This is a genomic window from Roseomonas sp. TS2 (assembly GCF_058833935.1).
The window spans coordinates 69,430-85,989 of sequence record NZ_JCACVY010000003.1 but is presented as its reverse complement, the minus strand read 5'-3'; the positions used below and the strand labels follow the sequence as shown (position 1 = coordinate 85,989).

The following is a 16,560-nucleotide window of genomic DNA, read 5'->3' as shown; positions in this document are numbered from 1 at the left end:
GGATTGTCGATGACCACCTCGGCCCTGCGTCACGCCTCGGCTCGTGGCGGTATGATGGAAGCGCGCTTCCAGGCGCTGGCGGCTGGGCTGGACGCCTCCCCGCTCGGATGTTGCCTCTTCGGGAGCGACGGGCAGCCCTTTTACCTCAACCGCGCCATGATCCGGCTGATCGGCGGATCGGAGGACAGCCTCTCCGGCAGCGGGGGGGCTGATAGCCTCGCGGCGCTGGCCGCCTTCCTGGACGAGCCCCTTGCGGCGGTGCTGCGTGCCGGCGGCACCGCCACGCTGGACTGGAAGGGCGGCCCGTCCAGCGCCGATGGCCGGCCGCGGACCTTGCGGCTCTCGCTCAGCCCCGTGGCGGGTGGGCAGGCGGGGGCCAGGGGGGCGCTGTGCGTCGCCAGCGACATCACGCCGCAGAAGGAGACCGAGGAAGCCCTCGGCCTGCTGTTCCGGCAGAACCCGGTGCCGATGTGGGTCTATGACCGGGAAACCCTGCGCTTCCTGGCGGTGAACGATGCGGCCGTGATGGCATATGGCTGGTCGCGCGAGGAGTTCCTGCGCATGACCATCCTGGATATCCGCGAGCCCTCGGAGCGTGAGCAGGTACGCGCTGCCGTCACGGCGCCCCGCCAGGCCTACCAGATCAGCCAGAACTGGCGGCATGTGGACGCCAAGGGCAGCGAGCGCATCGTCGATGTCCTCTCGCACCTTCTCGTCTTCGCCGGGCGGGACGCCGTGCTGGTCACGATCTGGGACGTGACGGACCGCGTCCGTGTGGAGGAGGCGCTGCGCGAGAGCGAGGAGAATCATCGGCACGCGATCGAGCTCAGCCCGCAGATCGCCTGGGTCGCCGACGAGAAGGGGGCGCTGATCACCATCAGCCCGCGCTGGAGCCGCCTGCTGGCCATGACGGAGGACGAGGTCCTGGAGATGGGCCGGCTCTCGGTGGTGCACCCCGATGACAGGGCGGAGGTGCTGCGGCACTGGAGGCGCTCTCTCGTCAGCGGCGAGCCGGTCGACCTGGAAGCCCGGTTCCGTCTGGCGGACGGGGAATATCGCTGGTTCCGTTCCCGGGCCACGGCGCGCCGCGACGCGGCGGGGCGGATTATCCGCTGGTACGGGATGGATGAAGACATCCACGACCACAGGCTGGCGCTGGAGGCACTGCGGGAAAGCGAGGAATTCGCCCGCGGCGTCGTCGAGAGCAGTGTGGTCTGCATCAAGGTGCTCGATCTCTCCGGCCGGCTCCTGTTCATGAACAAGGCCGGGGAAACGCTCATGGAGATCGAGGATTCCAGCCGCCTGCACGGGAAGGACTGGCTGGCCGCGCTGCCCGCCGAGATGGCGGCCAAGGCCCGCCAGGCGGTCGAGGCCGCGCGGGCCGGCGATGCCGGCAACTTCACCGGCTTCTGCCCCACCGTCCGCGGCAGGCCCAAATGGTGGGACGTGATCGTCTCGCCCGTGCGCAACGCGGCGGGCGCGGTGGTGCGGTTGCTCGTGGTGTCGCAGGACATCACGGAGAGGCGGCAGGCCGAGCAGCAGATCGCCTACCTGGCCTATCACGACCCGCTGACCGGCCTGCCCAATCGCCGGCTGTTCCAGGAGGACATCAAGCGACTCTTCGCCGAGAAGCGGGACGGGCAGATTCTCGCCCTGTACTACCTCGACCTCGACCACTTCAAAGGCATCAATGATGTGCTGGGCCATACCGCGGGGGATTGCCTGCTGCAGCAGGTGGCCAACCGGCTGGGGGCCGGCCAGGGGAAGGGCTGCAAGGTCTACCGTCTCGGCGGCGACGAATTCGCCCTGCTCCAGACGGGGCTGACAACGGCGGAGGAGGCGGCCGGCACGGCCCGGCATCTCCTGGCGCTGCTGGATGAGGACTATAATCTGGAGGGGCAGCTGGTCGCGGCGGGCACCAGCATCGGCCTCGCCCTGGCGCCCGAGCATGGCGAGACACCGGAAAGCCTGATCCGGAACGCCGACATTGCTCTCTATCATGCCAAATCCGGGGGGCGGGGCACCTTCCGCTTCTTCGAGCGGAGCATGGAGGCGGCGGCCCGCCGCAAGCAGATGCTGAAGGCCGGGCTGCGTACCGCCCTGCAGCGCGGCGAGCTTTCCCTGCATTTCCAGCCGCTCGTCGACCTGCGCAGCGGCCGCGTGACCTGCCTGGAGACGCTGCTGCGCTGGCATCACCCGGTGCATGGCCATGTCTCACCGGCCGAGTTCATCCCCCTCGCGGAGGAGAGCGGGCTGATCATCCGGATCGGCGAGTGGATTTTGCGCGGCGCCTGCGCGGAGGCGGCGCAATGGCCCGAGCCGGTGAATGTCGCCATCAACCTGTCGGCGGTGCAGTTCCGCGACCCGGGGCTGCTGTCCACCCTCGCCGAGACGCTGAAGCTGTCCGGGCTGCCCCCCGGGCGGGTGGAGCTGGAGATCACCGAATCGACGCTGCTGCAGGACGACCAGGCCAATATCGCGACGCTTGAGGCGCTGCGGGGCCTGGGCGTGCGCATCGCGCTCGACGATTTCGGCACAGGCTTCTCGTCGCTTGGCTATCTGCTGCGCATTCCGTTCGACAAGATCAAGATCGACCGCTCCTTCATCGCGGGCCTGCCGGGGCGGGTGGAGTCGAACGCCGTCATCAGCGCCGTCGTCAGCATGGGGCGCAGCCTCAGCCTGTCCGTCACGGCCGAGGGCGTGGAGAGCGCGGAGCAGCTTGCGGCGCTGCGGCAGCTCGGCTGCACCGAGGGGCAAGGCTATCTCTTCAGCCGGCCCGTGCCGGCGGCGAAGGTGGCCGCTCTGCTGCGGCAGCCGCCCTTCGCCTAGGCGGGCACGGCCCCGCTTCAGAACGCCCTGATGTAGCGGGTGCGGGCCCGCTCCAGCACGGAGAGCGTCCGCACCAGCGGCGCCACGGCGGGGACGCGATACTTGCAGTACATGAGCGACTGGATCGCGTTGCGCCGCAGGACCCGGCTGCGGCAGGCGCGCCAGATCTCCGGCGGAAGACGTTCGCGCAGCACCCGCGTCATCGGCAGATGCGGCATCCAGCGGTGCAGCCGGCGCGGCTGGCGGCGCACCAGAGTGCGATGATAGTGGTCGTCGTCGTGATCCTCGCGCGTCAGCAGCACTTCCGGCAGCTCGAGATGATCGCCTTCGAGCAGGTTCAGCGCCATGACGATCCAGTCATAGCCGAAGACGTCGATATCCTCGGGAAAGGACCGCTTCAGCGCCTCCGTGCGGTACACGCCATAGAAGCGGGAGACCTCGCCCGGATCCCAGAAGAAGCCGCGCAGGCGCTCGGCCGCGGTGCCCTGCAGCGCGAAGGTGCCGTTCGACATCTCCCGGCGCCCGGCCGGAGTGACCATGGCGACGCGCGAGGTGCTGGCCACGGCGTTGGGGTGGCGCTGCAGATTCTCCAGGTTCTTCTGGATGAACTCGGGCGCCCAGACATCGTCATGGCACGCCCAGAGGAAGTAGGGGGTCTTGGCCTGCATCAGCACGAAGCGGAAATTTCCGCAGATGCCGAGATTCTCCTTCTGCTCATGCAGCACGACGCGGCTGTCTTGCCGGGCATACTCGCGGCAGATCTCACGCGTTTCGTCGGTCGAGCAGTTGTCGGAGATGACGAGTTTGATGTTCCGGTGAGTCTGCGACAATAATGAGTCAATCGCGGTCTTGATCTGCTGCCCGCCGTTTCGAACAGGCATGCCAATCGTAACCTGCGTGTCTTCAGTCATGCTGCTCAATTCCTTGTCCGGCTTTCACGCCTAAACGCTTGGCTAGCCGATCGGCCCATTCCGAGGGTCTAAATTTTTTAAAATCTATTCCAAAAAACAAGCAGAAACAGAACAAATTTATGAGATCATCATTTGTAAGGATGATTGCTCGATTTTCATGCGGGATTGAGCGCCAGGGAGGATACGCAGGACAAGGAGAGGTTGTTTCGGTATTAAAATAACAATCTCGTACTGACTATTTGGTGATGTTCGTTCTCTCTATGCAAACTCGGTCTCATAAATCACACTGAGGCTATGTCTTGGGACAAATCGTCCCGGGATTTTCAAATGCCGCCCCAGCAGCGAGGGTTCTGAGATATGAAGGCAGTCATCTTGGCCGGTGGACTGGGAACCCGCCTTGCCGAGGAAACCTCGGTCCGCCCGAAGCCCATGGTTGAGATCGGCGGCCGGCCTATCCTTTGGCACATCATGAAAATATACAGCGCCCATGGCATCAACGATTTTGTTGTGTGCCTGGGATATCGCGGGAATGTCATCAAAGAATATTTTAAAAACTACTTCATGTACATGTCGGACGTCACGTTCGATCTGGAAAAGAACACCATGGAGGTCCACAACGCCCGCGCCGAGAACTGGCGTGTGACGCTGGTGGACACGGGCGAGGACAGCATGACGGGCGGCCGCATCAAGCGTGTCATGCCCTACCTGAAGGATGAGGAAGCTTTCTGCCTCACCTATGGCGACGGCGTCGGCAACATCGACATCACGGCCACCATCGCCCTGCACAAGGCGGAAGGCCGGCTGGCGACGATGACCGCGACCCAGCCTGCCGGCCGCTTCGGCGCGCTGCAGATCGAGGGCAAGCAGGTCACCGCCTTCAAGGAGAAGATCCAGGGCGATGGCGGCTGGATCAATGGCGGCTTCTTCGTGCTCAGTCCGAAGGTCGGCGACTATATCGAGGGCGATTCCACCGTCTGGGAAGACCAGCCGATCGAGCGCCTCTGCGCCGATGGGCAGATGACGGTCTACCAGCACCACGGCTTCTGGCATCCGATGGACACCATCCGCGACCGGAGCCATCTCGAGGGGCTGTGGACTTCCGGCAAGGCGCCGTGGCGCGTTTGGGGGTGCTGAAACCATGCGTATCCTGATCACCGGTAATATGGGCTATGTCGGCCCCGTCGTCGTCCGCCACCTGCGCCAGGTGTTCCCGCAGGCGCACCTGGTCGGCTACGACCGCGGCTGGTTCGGCCACTGCCTGACCACGAACGACCCGCTGCCCGAGACCCTGCTGGACGAGCAGAAGTTCGGCGACGTGCGCGAGATCGGCGTCGAGGAGCTGCGCGGCTTCGACGCGGTGGTGCACCTGGCCGCCATCTCGAACGACCCGATGGGCCAGCGCTTCGAGGCGGTGACGGACGCGATCAACCATCGCGCCAGCGTCGATGTCGCCAAGGCCGCGGCCGAGGCGGGGGTCAAGCGCTTCGTCTTCGCCTCAAGCTGCAGCGTCTACGGCTTCGCCGCCGATGGCCGCGCCCGCGTCGAGGAGGATCAGCTCAACCCGCTGACCGCCTATGCGCGCTCCAAGATCGACACCGAGACCTCGCTGCGCGCGCTCGACAACAGCGGCATGGTGGTCTCCTGCCTGCGCTTCGCGACGGCCTGCGGCATGTCGCCGCGCCTGCGCCTCGACCTGGTGCTGAACGACTTCGTCGCCGGCGCCCTGGCCAATGGCGAGGTGAGCGTGCTCAGCGACGGCACGCCCTGGCGGCCGCTGATCCATGTCCGCGACATGGCGCGCGCCATCGAGTGGGCGATCATCCGCGCGCCGGAGAATGGCGGCAACTTCCTCACCGTCAATGTCGGCACCGAGCGCTGGAACTACCAGGTGCGCGACCTGGCCGAGGCGGTGGGCCGTGCCATGCCGGAGGCCACGGTGTCCATCGCCACCTCGGCGCCGCCGGACAAGCGTTCCTACAAGGTGGATTTCTCGCTCTTCGCCAGGCTGGCGCCGGAGCACCAGCCGCAGGAGACGCTCGACGGCGCCATCGCCGAGCTGCGCGATGAGCTGAAGGCGCAGGGCTTCGCCGACCGGAACTACCGGAAGTCGGGCGCGATCCGCCTGGTGACGCTGGAGAAGCTGATCGCCTCCGGCACGGTGGACAACAACCTCGAACCGCAGAAGGCGGTGGCATGAAGTTCCACAAGACCCCGCTCCAGGACGCGTATGTGATCGAGATGGAGCCGCGCGCCGATGAGCGCGGCTTCTTCGCCCGCGCCTTCTGTGAGCAGGAATTCGCCGAAGCCGGCCTCGTCAGCCGCTACGCGCAGGTCAACAACTCCTTCAACCCCCGCAAGGGGACGCTGCGCGGCATGCATTACCAGCTGCCGCCCGCGGCGGAGGTGAAGCTGGTGCGCTGCCTGCGTGGCGCGCTCTACGACGTCATCGTCGACATGCGGCCGGATTCCGCCAGCTACGGCAAGCATTTCGGCATCGAGCTGAACGACGAGAACCGCAAGATGCTGTACGTGCCGCGCGGCTTCGCGCATGGCTTCGTCACGCTGCGGGACGACACCGAGGCCTTCTACATGGTCAGCGATGCCTACATGCCCGGCGGCGAGCGCGGCCTGCGCTACGACGACCCGCATCTCGGCATCGACTGGCCGATCCAGCCCGAGCTGGTCTCGGAGAAGGACCGCAACTGGCCGCTTTTCGACGCCGAGTTCCATGCCGTCGAGCAACTGCGCGGCGTGCGCTGAGCCGGCCGGAGACGCATCATGATCTATGACACGCTGCTGAAGGCCCGCGCGGCGGAAGGCAAGCCGGTTCGCGTCGGCATGTTCGGCGCCGGCTTCATGGCCAAGGGCATCACCAACCAGATCGTCAACTCCGTGCCCGGCATGGAGCTGGCGGTGATCTGCAACCGCAACATCGAGCGCGCCCGGCAGGCCTTCGAGATCGCCGGCGTGACCGATATCGCGGTGGTGGAGACGGATGCCGCGCTGGCCGAGGCGATCGCCCAGGGCCGCGCCGCCATCACCAGCGATCCGCTGCTGCTCTGCCGCTCGCCGGCGCTGGAATGCCTGGTGGATGCGACGGGTGCCATCGAGTACGGCGCCATGGTGACCATGGCGGCGATCGAGAACCGCAAGCACATGGTCTCGATGAACGCCGAGCTGGACGGCACGGTCGGCCCGCTGCTGAAGAAGAAGGCGGACGCCGCCGGCATCATCTTCACCGGCGCCGATGGCGACCAGCCCGGCGTGCAGATGAACCTGTTCCGCTTCGTCAGGTCGATCGGGCTGACGCCGCTGGTCTGCGGGAACATCAAGGGCCTGCAGGACCCCTACCGCAACCCGACGACGCAGGAAGGCTTCGCCAGGCAGTGGGGGCAGGACCCCTACATGGTGACCAGCTTCGCCGACGGCACCAAGATCAGCTTCGAGCAGGCCATCGTCGCCAATGCCACCGGCATGACGGTGAACCAGCGCGGCATGATCGGGCGTGACCACCGCGGCCATGTCGACGAGCTGACCCAGCTCTACGACGTGGAGATGCTGAAGGAGAAGGGCGGCATCGTCGACTACGTGGTCGGCAGCAAGCCCGGCCCCGGCATCTACGTTCTGGCCACGCATGACGACCCGAAGCAGCAGCACTACCTGAACCTGTACAAGCTGGGCACCGGCCCGCTCTACAGCTTCTACACCCCGTACCACCTCTGCCATTTCGAGATCCCGATCTCGGTGGCCCGCGTGGTGCTGTGCAATGACGCCGTGCTGCAGCCGATCGACGGCCCGCGCGTCGAGGTCGTGGCGACCGCCAAGAAGGACCTGAAGGCGGGCGAGGAGATCGACGCGCTCGGCGGCTACATGACCTACGGCCAGTGCGAGACCTACGAGATCTCGCGCCGGGAGACGCTGCTGCCCATGGGCTTGGCCCAGGGCTGTCGGCTGAAGCGCGACATCGCCAAGGATGCCGTGCTCACCTACGACGATGTGGAGATCCCCCCAGGTCGCCTCATCGACACGCTGCGGGCGGAGCAGGACAGGCTCTTCCCCGTGGCGTGACCCTCGGGCCGCGGGATTCCTCAGACCCCTATGGGGGATCCCGCGGGCGAGGAGCCCTGCTCCTGGCGCCGGATGGTGCGGATCATCAGCACCAGGTAGGAAAGCGCCTCGCAGCCATACAGCGCCACATAGCCGCCGATGAACACCTCCACCGGCCAGCCCTGCTGCGCCGTGAGCACCGCGAAGCCGAGCATGGCGGCCAGGGTGAGCGAGGCCCGGCGGGCCAGCGGCGCCAGGAACCCGGTGGCCGCCAGGAAGGCGCCGCAGAGGGTCTGCACCAGCATCAGCACCAGCATGACGCAGATGGCCGCCCGGACCGCCGGCGTGACCACGCCCGCCTGACCGAGCAGCAGGCCGAAGAACTGCTCGCCGAACAGGCCGATGACACCCGCGCCGCCCAGCATCGGCACCAGGCCGAGCAGGAAGGCGAGCCGCAGCGTGCGCCACAGCCCGGCCCTGTCCCCCTCGTGCCAGGCACGGGTCTGGTGCGGCAGCAGGGTCTCGGAGACGGTGAGGTAGGCGGTCGTGGCGAAGCGCGTCACCTTGTAGAACATGTCGAAGGCGACGAGGGCCAGCGCGTCCCGGTGCATCAGCGGGATGGCGTAGTAGGGGAAGATGTAGATCAGGAACTCGGAGATGGAGAGCTGCGCCGAGGCGGCGATGCCGCGCAGGTCCTGCCGCAGCACGGAGAAGCCGCGCCGCGCGCGCAGGCCCTGCTGCGCCAGCAGCGGCACGCGCCGCCGCGCCAGCGCGAACAGCACCGCAAGCCCCGCCAGCCACAGCGCCACGAAGGCCAGCGAGTAGGCCATCAGCGGCAGCCCCGCCAGCAGCGCCAGGGTCAGGCCGAACAGTGCCGAGCGGCGGATGAAGTCGATCGCCTCCGTCATCACATAGGCGTCAAAGGCATTGGCGGTGACGCGCAGGATCATCCAGGGCAGCGGCAGGGCGGAGCCGAGGAAGAGCAGCACATAGACCGGCCGGTAGGCCTCCACCCCAAGCCCGGCGGCCCAGACGGCCAGGCCGAAGAGCAGCGTGGCGAGAACCGCCAGGCCAGCATAGGACCACAGCGCGGCCATGGCGGCGCTGCCCAGATCCTCGCGCGAGGCCTGGCCGGGATGCAGGAAATCCTGCCGCATGCGGCCGAAGAGGCGGATGGAGATGCCGAGATCGGCCTGCAGGATCAGCGAGGCAAAGGCGATGACCGTGGCGAAGAAGGCGTAGTTCTCCAGCCCCACGATTCGCACCAGGCTGTAGGCCAGCAGGAAGCTCCACAGCGTGGCCAGCGCCGTGTTGGCCGATTTCAGCAGGAAGAAGGTGAGCGACTTGCGCACCGCCGCGCTGCGCAGCATCAGCGGCGGCCCATCCAGCGCTCGGCCTGGTCGCGCAGCCGGTGCCGGCCGGCGAAGGCGGTGAACTTGGCGTCGCGTACCCAGCGCATCACCCGCGGCGGCAGCGGCAGCGAGCGCAGCTTGCTCACCTCCGAGACGGCCGAGGCCCCGGGCGCCAAGTCGATCAGCAGGCCTGCCGCCAGGGCGCGGTTGCACCACTCCAGGTCCTCGGCCTCGTCCCAGGCGATGTCGTCGTTCAGCGGGCAGCGCGCGTGCACGTCCTTGCGCACCATGAAGAGACCGCCATCGACATAGGGGTAGCCCTGGTCGTAGAGGTCCAGATACTGCTCCGGCGTGCCGCGGCGCAGGCTGGAGGGCGTCAGCCGCGGCGCGTAGCCGGCCATGCCGCTGTCATGCACGCCGAGGGAGAGATAGTCCTCCATCCCCCCCGCGCCCTGCGACAGCACGCGCGGCGTGATGATCTCGAACTCCTCCGGCACATGCCGCAGCGTGTCGGGCGCCAGGGTGATGCGGCTGTGCATGATGGCCACGCGCGGGCCGCGCAGGGCGCGGATCAGCGCGTTCTTCTTCTGGCAGATCATCACCCGCGGGCCGGGCGGCAGATCGTGCACATGGTACCGCACCTGGGGGTAGCCCTCCAGGCAGCCCGCCGCTCCGGCGGGGCCGCTCACCATGATCTCCCCGCCATTCTCCGGCAGCAGCTCCGGCTGGCGCAGCAGCGAATCGAGGCAGGCGCGCAGGCGCGGCAGCTCCGCCTCCTGGCCGGAGAAGACCACGCCCGCGCCCCAGCCGGCCGGGGTGAGGGGGCGCGTGCGCACCATCTCGATCTCGCCCGCGGCCGTGTCGAGCCGCACCGGCGCCGCATCCTGCGCCAGCGCCTTGTAGGTCCATTGCCGGATCAGCTTGAAGGAGACGAAGCGCGGCCAGAGGTCGAAGACATTGGGCGAGCGGTCGCGCACCAGCAGCGTGCCGCCCGGCTCCAGCGCCCAGACCCCGTATTTCAGCGCATGCATCAGCAGGTTGCGGTAGACCAGCCGCTGGGTGTGGATGACGACGCGGGAGAGGCCGCGCATCCCCTTGAGGCGGTACAGGTCTTCCCGGCCCGAGACGACGAATTCTGTCATGGCATCAGCTTTCCGGTTGGTGCGGCGCGGCCTGGGGGAGCCGCCCCTGTTCAGGCTGAGGCGATGATGCCGCGCGCCCAGTCGCGGAAATCGGCAAAGGCGTGGAAGGTGCCGTCCACGCCCTCATGGATCCGCGGCGCGCTGGCGCCGGGGTGCAGCTTCTGGAAGGTGGCGGCGTTCAGCACCTTCTTGCTGGCCACAACGTCGCACTCCGCGTCGCCGATGAACCAGACCCGGTCGCCCGGCTGCAGCTCCAGCTTGGCGGCGGCGATCTCGAAGGGCTTCAGCCCGACCTTGTCGACGCCCGCCTCCTCCGAGGTGACGATGCTGTCGAAGTAGCGGTCGATGCCGAAATAGACGAGCTTGCGGAACTGGATCTGCGCCGTCAGGTCGGTCACCAGCGCCAGCGGCAGCCCGGCGGCGCGCAGCTCGATCAGCGTCTCCTCCGCGCCAGGGTAGAGCCGCGCCGTGGTCATCAGCGTGCGCCAGTAGGTCTGCTCCAGGTCCAGCGCGATCGCCGGCTGGCTGTTCAGGCCCAGCAGCTCGATCATGCGCTGGAAGTAGAGCAGGCGGTTGTGCGAGCTGGCCGTGGCGCCGAGCGTCTTCTTCACCTCCTCGCGGGCCAGGCGGAAGGCGCTGTTGAACTGCGCCGGCACCACCTTGAGCGACCGCTCCACCTTGGAGCGCACCGCCGCCATGGCACGCTCGTGCGGGCCGGCATACTCGTAGAGCGTGTCGTCGAGGTCGAAGAGGATGGCGCGGGGCTTCTCGCGCAGGGCCTCAGCGTTCAGGATCTTCATCGGTCTTGTCCTCAGCGCCGCTTCGGCGTCAGCTCGGCCAGCTGCAGCAGCACGATGAGCTGCATGATGCCCGTCATGCCCGGCTGCCACACCGGGTGCCGCGCCAGCAGCTCCTCCAGGTGCGGCACGAGCTGCAGCGCGGTGAAGTGGATGTCCTCCGGCTGCACGTCGCTGCCGTCGATCACCAGCTCGGCCATCGTGTTGGCGCCGGCCTGGGTCACGTCCACCTGGGCGCCGCACAGCGCGATCAGCAGCCGCGCCAGGCGGTCCAGGCTGATGGCGCTGCGCATCCGCACGCGCAGCTTCAGCGGCATCGGGCCGGTGTAGTTGATGTCCTCCAGCAGCACGGGGTCGGCCGGCATCAGCGAGAACACCACATCCGCATGCTCGCGCTGCGGGCGGATGAAGGCCTCGTAGTCCGGCATGCGCCGCTCGATGGAGGCGAGCACCCGCTCCAGGCTGTGGCCGCGCTGGCCGACATCGCGCCGGATCTTGAAGAAGCGGCGCAGCCCCTCGTCCATGTCAAGGTAGAGCCCGACATCGAGGCATTCGCGCAGGGCGGGCGGGTAGAGGGCGTGCAGCCCGGTGACCATCGCCACGTCGCTGGCCTGGATGCGGCGGGGCGGCGTGAACAGCCCGGTCGCGTGGTCGTAGTGGCGGCACATGATCGGCCGCCAGGCGAGCAGCGAGAGCGCGTCCCGCGTGAAGGCCTCGAGGTCGTTGGCGCGGGGGTCGAGATGGGTGAAGGCCTGCCACAGCTTCCCCCGCCGCTCGAACAGGTGGTAGTCATCCCCCGAGATGCCGGTGACGGCGCCTTCGCCGAACAGCCCGGCCATGGCCAGGGCCAGCGTGTCCTTGCCGGTGCCGCTGTCGCCGGCGATGCCGATGGCCAGCGGGCGCTGCGACAGGCCGAAGAAGTCGTTCTCGTCCAGGCCGCGCCGCAGCATGGTCAGGGCCAGCACGATGCCGAGCCCCATCAGCACGGAGACCATGATCGAGTTGAGCCGCAGCGCGGACATCATGTCCTCCGGCAGCAGGCTCAGCCAGCCCAGCGGCAGGCCGAGCAGCGGCACGGCCGGCGCCGCGGTGATGAGCGACTTGGCGGCGATGAGGACCACGGTGAAGGCCATCACCAGCCCGCTGGCGCGCGGGCCGGCGCGCAGCTGGAAGGTGACCAGGAAGGGGATGATCCAGAGATACCAGCCGACCGCCGAGGGGGTGAGCAGCAGCACCACCAGATAGGCCACGCCCAGCACGGTGTAGAGCAGGTCGAAGCTCATCCGCCCCACCTTCCAGGCACCGTACAGGCCCAGCAGGTAGACGACCGGCATGATGTAGAGCTTCTGGCCGGCGCCCAGCACGATGTCCACGTCCAGGATGGAGACCATGCCCGGATTGGCCACCAGCAGGCGCGGGTTGCTCGCCAGCATCTGCTGCACGGCCGGGGAGAAGAGCAGCGGCGGCACCAGCAGCAGCAGCGCCACCCCCATGCAGGCCAGCAGGAAGCCTGGCAGCGTGTCGCGATGCCGGCGGTGGCTCCACAGGAAGATCACCAGGAAGGGAACGACGGCGAGGATGCTGACCTTGGCGCCGATGCCGAGCCCTAGCACCACCCCAGCCCAGACCGGCGAATTGCGCTGCAGCAGCAGCAGGGAGAGGGCCAGCAGCAGGGTCGGCACCAGGTCCGTGTCGCCATGCCAGTAGGTGATGAACAGCACCAGCGGCGAGAGCCAGTAGAACAGCAGGACACGCTCGTCATGCCCCTCGTTCATCCGCCGCAGCACCAGCAGCAGGGCGAGGTCGGCGACCAGCAGGCTGACGCCCATGGCCATGCCCGTGAAGATCGTGCCGCTCTCGGCCAGGCGGTCCGCCAGCATGCCCGGTAGCAGGAACGGCGCATGGTACAGGTACATGACCGGGCCGTAGAAGAAATCCGGCGTCCGGCCATCCTGAAGCAGGAAGCTGGTCCAGGGGTCCAGGCTCGGCGCGGCCAGCGTCTGCGCCATGAACGGCGTGAACCAGTGGGCCTGGACCTCCGGCACCAGCAGCACGATCGCCGCGATGCGCAGGGCAAGGCCCAGCAGGAACCACCGGTCGGTCCGCAGGTCGATCGGTATCAGCGCCAAAGCTCGGGTGCTTTCGTGCAGACGGCGTGGGCGACGATGCCTTCCCGCGCCAGCAGGGCGCGCATGGCGGCGATCTCGGCCGGGTCGGTGCGGCCCTGCAGTTCCGGCGAGACGAGGCAGAGCTTCATGCCGGCATCCCGCAGCCGCGCCGCCTCCGCGCCCGAGAGGGGGAAGCGGGTGAAGCAGTCCACCCACACCCACTCCACCTTGCCGGCCAGGCTCAGCGCGGTCTCCACCGTCTCGAACTCGGAGACGCGCACGGCGCAGCGCCGCTCGCCGCGGCGGGCGGTGCGGATGAGGAAGGGGAAGGACTGGTCGAGGAAGAAGAAGTCCTCGATGCCGCGCGCGGCCATCAGGGCCAGCAGCCGGTCCTCCAGCCCCTCCTCCTTGACGTTGAGGATCAGCGTGCCGTGCCGGTAGCCGGCCAGCCATTCCTCGAAATCCGGGGCATCGGCCACGAAGGGGTCATGGTGGATGATCAGCCGGTCGCCCTGGCTGCGGATGTCCACCTCCACGCCCAGATCCACCGGCGTCGCGGCGAGTTGTTCGGGCGTGTTGCGGCGATGGGCGATCAGGATCATGCGCGGTCCTCCGTCTGCGGGGCGGGCTGGCGCGGCGGCGACCATTCGGGCGCCTGCACGGGGTCGGGGCGTGGCGGCTCGGGGGCGGCGTAGGCGGCCTCGAGCTCCGGCACGGCGGCGGGCGGCACGCGGCGGTCGCGCTCCAGCCGGTAGGGGTGCTGCGGCCATTTGTGGAAGCAGGACTGCCAGTAGGCGAAGCTGCGCAGCTCGTCCGGCGTGCCCCAGCCCAGGTAGTGCTCCACCTCGAACAGCGCGCAGGCCAGGCCCAGCTCCACCGCGTCGTTGATGCAGGTGTCGATGTAGAACTCGCCGTTCACCCGCGCCTGCCGGGCGATCATGCGCTCCGCCGCCGCCACGAAGTCGCGCGCCCGGCGGAAGGTGAAGGCGCCGATGACGATGGGGTCGGCGGCCGGGTCGGCCAGCGGCTCCTTCACCGCCACGCGGCGGATGCGGCCCGCGCCGTCGGCGTCGATCCAGCCATAGGATTGCGGGCGGCGCCGCGCGGCGGGATGGCCGCGCACGCCCCAGACCAGCACATCCGGCCCGCCTTCGGCCATCAGCGCGGAGAAGCGCCCGGCATCGAACAGCACGCCATTGTCGCAGGCGCCGATGGTGAGCGGCGCGTCAAGGTCCAGCCCCTCCATGCCGGCGAGGCAGGTGCTGGCCTGGCCCTCGGTCAGCTTCTCCAGCAGCACCGTCTCGGCCCCGGCGACACCCTCGGCCAGGGCGGCGGTGACGGCCTCCAGGAAGGGCAGGTCGCGGCGCAGGATGAAGCGCCGGCGCGGCGCCTCCGGCAGGTCGAGCGCCGCCTGCACCGCCATCGGGCGGCCGGAGACGGCGATCAGCGGCTTGGGCTGCTCGTAGCCGGCATCGCGGAAGCGCTGCCCGGCGCCGGCCATCGGCACCAGCACGGCGCCCGGCTGGGCGGGGGGCACCGGGGCGTCCGCCAGCGCGGCGAAGGCGCGGGACCAGCGCTGGTATTCCTCCAGGTCGGCCGGCGTGCCCCATTGCATGAAGTGCTGCAACTCATAGACCGCGACCGGCAGCCCGTCCGCCAGGATCGGCTTGTAGACCAGGCTGGCGTAGTACTCGCCATTCACCTGGATCCGCTGCCGCATCGTCTCCTCGCAATAGTGGCGGAGCAGCTCGGCGCTGGCGAAGTAGTAGGTGCCGGAGGAGGCGTATTCCTCCATCGGCCGGTCGGTGAAGGGCTGCTTCTCCTGGATGTCGCGCACCCAGCCCTGCTCGTGCCGCAGATAGGCGTAGTAGGTGGAGCCCAGCGAATGCGGGTGGAAGCCGCGATAGGCGGGGATGGCGCCGGCGCAGCGCGTCTCGGCGGTGAAGGCCTTGAAGTGCTGCCAGTCCCAGAAGCAGGTGAAGTCGCAGTAGTTCACCACCGTGGGCTTCGCCGGGTCGAGCTGCGGCACGGCCTGCAGCACGGCGTGCACCGGCCCCAGCTTGTGCGGCGCCACGCTGACGATGCGCCCCGTCGGGCACAGGCCGCGCAGGATCTCCTCCATGCGGTAGGCCGGCTCCGCCAGGTGATCGGCGTTGCAGATGAAGGTGACGTCCGTCTCGCCCGGGAAGAGGTCGAGCACATGGGCGATGATCGGCTTGCCATCCACCTCGATGAGCGGCTTCGGCACCGGATAGCCGGCGCGCCGGAAGCGCTCCCCGAAGCCGGACATGGGGATGACGATCTGCATGCTCTGGCGGTCCATTCTACGGTTTGGCGGTGTTCAGCGACTGCCGGTATTTCTCGGCGTCCCAGTCGAGCAGCTCGGCCTCCTGCGCGGGGCTGAGCACGGTCAGCGGCGCCGCGGGGTCGAGCCGCGGCAGCACCAGGCCCAGGCAGGCCGCCATTTCCTCCGCGCCGGCGCCGAGATCCGCGCGCAGCAGCGCACCGGCGCCCGCCACCAGCAGCAGGGCAGGGGCCGGCTCCGGCGGCTCGCGCAGCCATTCCGCGGCCTGTGCGGCGGAGAGGGTGGGGATCGGCGCGGGGCCGAGGAAGACCACGTGATCCGGGTAGAGCGCGCCGCGCGCGGCCATGCCGAAGCTCGCGGGGTCGGTCGCGGCCGCATGGGCCTCGGTGAGTTGCGCCGGGCGGTAGCGGCCGCCCGAGAGGCCAGCCAGCCGCTCCAGCAGCGGCAGGTCGGCCGGCGCCGCGGCGCGCGCGGGGGTGGCGAGGCGCCGCTCCACCGCGTCGAGGCGCGCCGCCGCCTCCTCCGGGCTGCTGCCGCCCACGATCAGGCCATGATTGCCGAGCACCAGGATGTCCGGCGCCCCGCCGAGCCGGGCCTGCACGGCGCGGGTCAGCGGCAGGCCGGGCTTGGCGTAGGGGATCCAGGCCCAGCGCAGGCCGCCAAGGCGCTCGGCCACCAGCGCCTCGCCATCGGCGCGCGGGGCGAAGGCCAGGGCGTTCACCGAATGCACGTGCAGCACCACGCGGTGCGGCAGCAGCGCATGCAGCGTGGTCTCGATGGACGGGCGCAGCGTGCCGGCGGGGTCGAGCAGGGCCGGCAGGGCGGGCTCGGCCTCATCCGCCTTCAGGCGGCGCAGCACCTCCGGCAGGTCGAGCCCGACGAAGATGGGCTGGCGCTCGGCGGCCGAAAGCCAGGTGCCGGAGGCCTTCACCCACAGCTCCCTGTCGCCGCGCTTCAGCGAGGTGTTGCCGCCCGCGCCCTGCACCAGGTCGCGGTTCGCGCCCAGGCGCGCCGAGAGGGCCGCGAGCGGCGCCAGCGCCGCGGCAAGCGAGGATGCCATGGCGGGGCT

General features: G+C 68.8%; 13 protein-coding genes. 5 read left to right on the top strand and 8 right to left on the bottom strand.

What is annotated here, in order from left to right; genetic code table 11:
- Window positions 1-9: 9 nt before the first annotated feature.
- Window positions 10-2,829, top strand: a complete 2,820-nt coding sequence (locus ACZJYS_RS01445) for a bifunctional diguanylate cyclase/phosphodiesterase (protein WP_493175374.1) — start codon at window positions 10-12, stop codon at window positions 2,827-2,829.
- A 17-nt stretch (window positions 2,830-2,846) separates the two neighbouring features.
- Here the strand turns inward: ACZJYS_RS01445 and ACZJYS_RS01440 are convergent, their stop codons facing one another.
- On the bottom strand, window positions 2,847-3,740 hold the full coding sequence (locus ACZJYS_RS01440; protein WP_493175372.1) for a glycosyltransferase family 2 protein: 894 nt from the start codon (window positions 3,738-3,740) through the stop codon (window positions 2,847-2,849).
- Between the two features lie 357 nt (window positions 3,741-4,097).
- On the opposite strand from ACZJYS_RS01440, the gene rfbF reads away from it, so the two are divergent.
- The 4 genes from rfbF to ACZJYS_RS01420 are packed head-to-tail and all read left to right on the top strand — an operon-like array spanning window position 4,098 to window position 7,808.
- Complete coding sequence (gene rfbF, locus ACZJYS_RS01435; protein WP_109517113.1) at window positions 4,098-4,874, top strand: glucose-1-phosphate cytidylyltransferase; 777 nt, start codon at window positions 4,098-4,100, stop codon at window positions 4,872-4,874.
- 4 nt (window positions 4,875-4,878) lie between these two features.
- Window positions 4,879-5,937, top strand: coding sequence for an NAD-dependent epimerase/dehydratase family protein (locus ACZJYS_RS01430; RefSeq protein ID WP_109517112.1), 1,059 nt, complete (start codon window positions 4,879-4,881; stop codon window positions 5,935-5,937).
- Window positions 5,934-6,500 carry a dTDP-4-dehydrorhamnose 3,5-epimerase gene (gene rfbC / locus ACZJYS_RS01425; protein ID WP_493175371.1) on the top strand — a complete coding sequence of 189 codons (567 nt, stop codon included), beginning with the start codon at window positions 5,934-5,936 and terminating at the stop codon, window positions 6,498-6,500. Before ACZJYS_RS01430 ends, rfbC begins: the two co-directional genes overlap by 4 nt.
- An 18-nt stretch (window positions 6,501-6,518) precedes the next feature.
- Entirely contained in the window at window positions 6,519-7,808 is a 1,290-nt protein-coding gene (locus ACZJYS_RS01420) for an NAD(P)H-dependent oxidoreductase (RefSeq protein WP_493175369.1), read from the top strand.
- A 20-nt stretch (window positions 7,809-7,828) separates the two neighbouring features.
- On the opposite strand, the gene ACZJYS_RS01415 is transcribed toward ACZJYS_RS01420, so the two are convergent.
- The 7 genes from ACZJYS_RS01415 to ACZJYS_RS01385 are packed head-to-tail and all read right to left on the bottom strand — an operon-like array spanning window position 7,829 to window position 16,551.
- On the bottom strand, window positions 7,829-9,157 hold the full coding sequence (locus ACZJYS_RS01415; protein WP_493175368.1) for a polysaccharide biosynthesis protein: 1,329 nt from the start codon (window positions 9,155-9,157) through the stop codon (window positions 7,829-7,831).
- On the bottom strand, window positions 9,157-10,281 hold the full coding sequence (locus tag ACZJYS_RS01410; protein WP_109517109.1) for a glycosyltransferase family 2 protein: 1,125 nt from the start codon (window positions 10,279-10,281) through the stop codon (window positions 9,157-9,159). Before ACZJYS_RS01410 ends, ACZJYS_RS01415 begins: the two co-directional genes overlap by 1 nt.
- A gap of 50 nt (window positions 10,282-10,331) precedes the next feature.
- Complete coding sequence (locus tag ACZJYS_RS01405; protein WP_109517108.1) at window positions 10,332-11,081, bottom strand: HAD family hydrolase; 750 nt, start codon at window positions 11,079-11,081, stop codon at window positions 10,332-10,334.
- An 11-nt stretch (window positions 11,082-11,092) separates the two neighbouring features.
- Window positions 11,093-13,207, bottom strand: coding sequence for a glycosyltransferase 87 family protein (locus ACZJYS_RS01400; protein ID WP_379651239.1), 2,115 nt, complete (start codon window positions 13,205-13,207; stop codon window positions 11,093-11,095).
- On the bottom strand, window positions 13,198-13,788 hold the full coding sequence (locus ACZJYS_RS01395; RefSeq protein WP_109517106.1) for a phosphatidylinositol-specific phospholipase C/glycerophosphodiester phosphodiesterase family protein: 591 nt from the start codon (window positions 13,786-13,788) through the stop codon (window positions 13,198-13,200). The genes ACZJYS_RS01400 and ACZJYS_RS01395 overlap by 10 nt, the downstream gene beginning before the upstream one ends.
- Window positions 13,785-15,509 (bottom strand): NTP transferase domain-containing protein, encoded by a 1,725-nt coding sequence (locus ACZJYS_RS01390; RefSeq protein ID WP_493175365.1) that lies wholly within the window; start codon window positions 15,507-15,509, stop codon window positions 13,785-13,787. The genes ACZJYS_RS01395 and ACZJYS_RS01390 overlap by 4 nt, the downstream gene beginning before the upstream one ends.
- 1 nt (window position 15,510) lies before the next feature.
- Window positions 15,511-16,551 (bottom strand): class II aldolase/adducin family protein, encoded by a 1,041-nt coding sequence (locus ACZJYS_RS01385; RefSeq protein ID WP_493175364.1) that lies wholly within the window; start codon window positions 16,549-16,551, stop codon window positions 15,511-15,513.
- Between the last annotated feature and the right edge of the window lie 9 nt (window positions 16,552-16,560).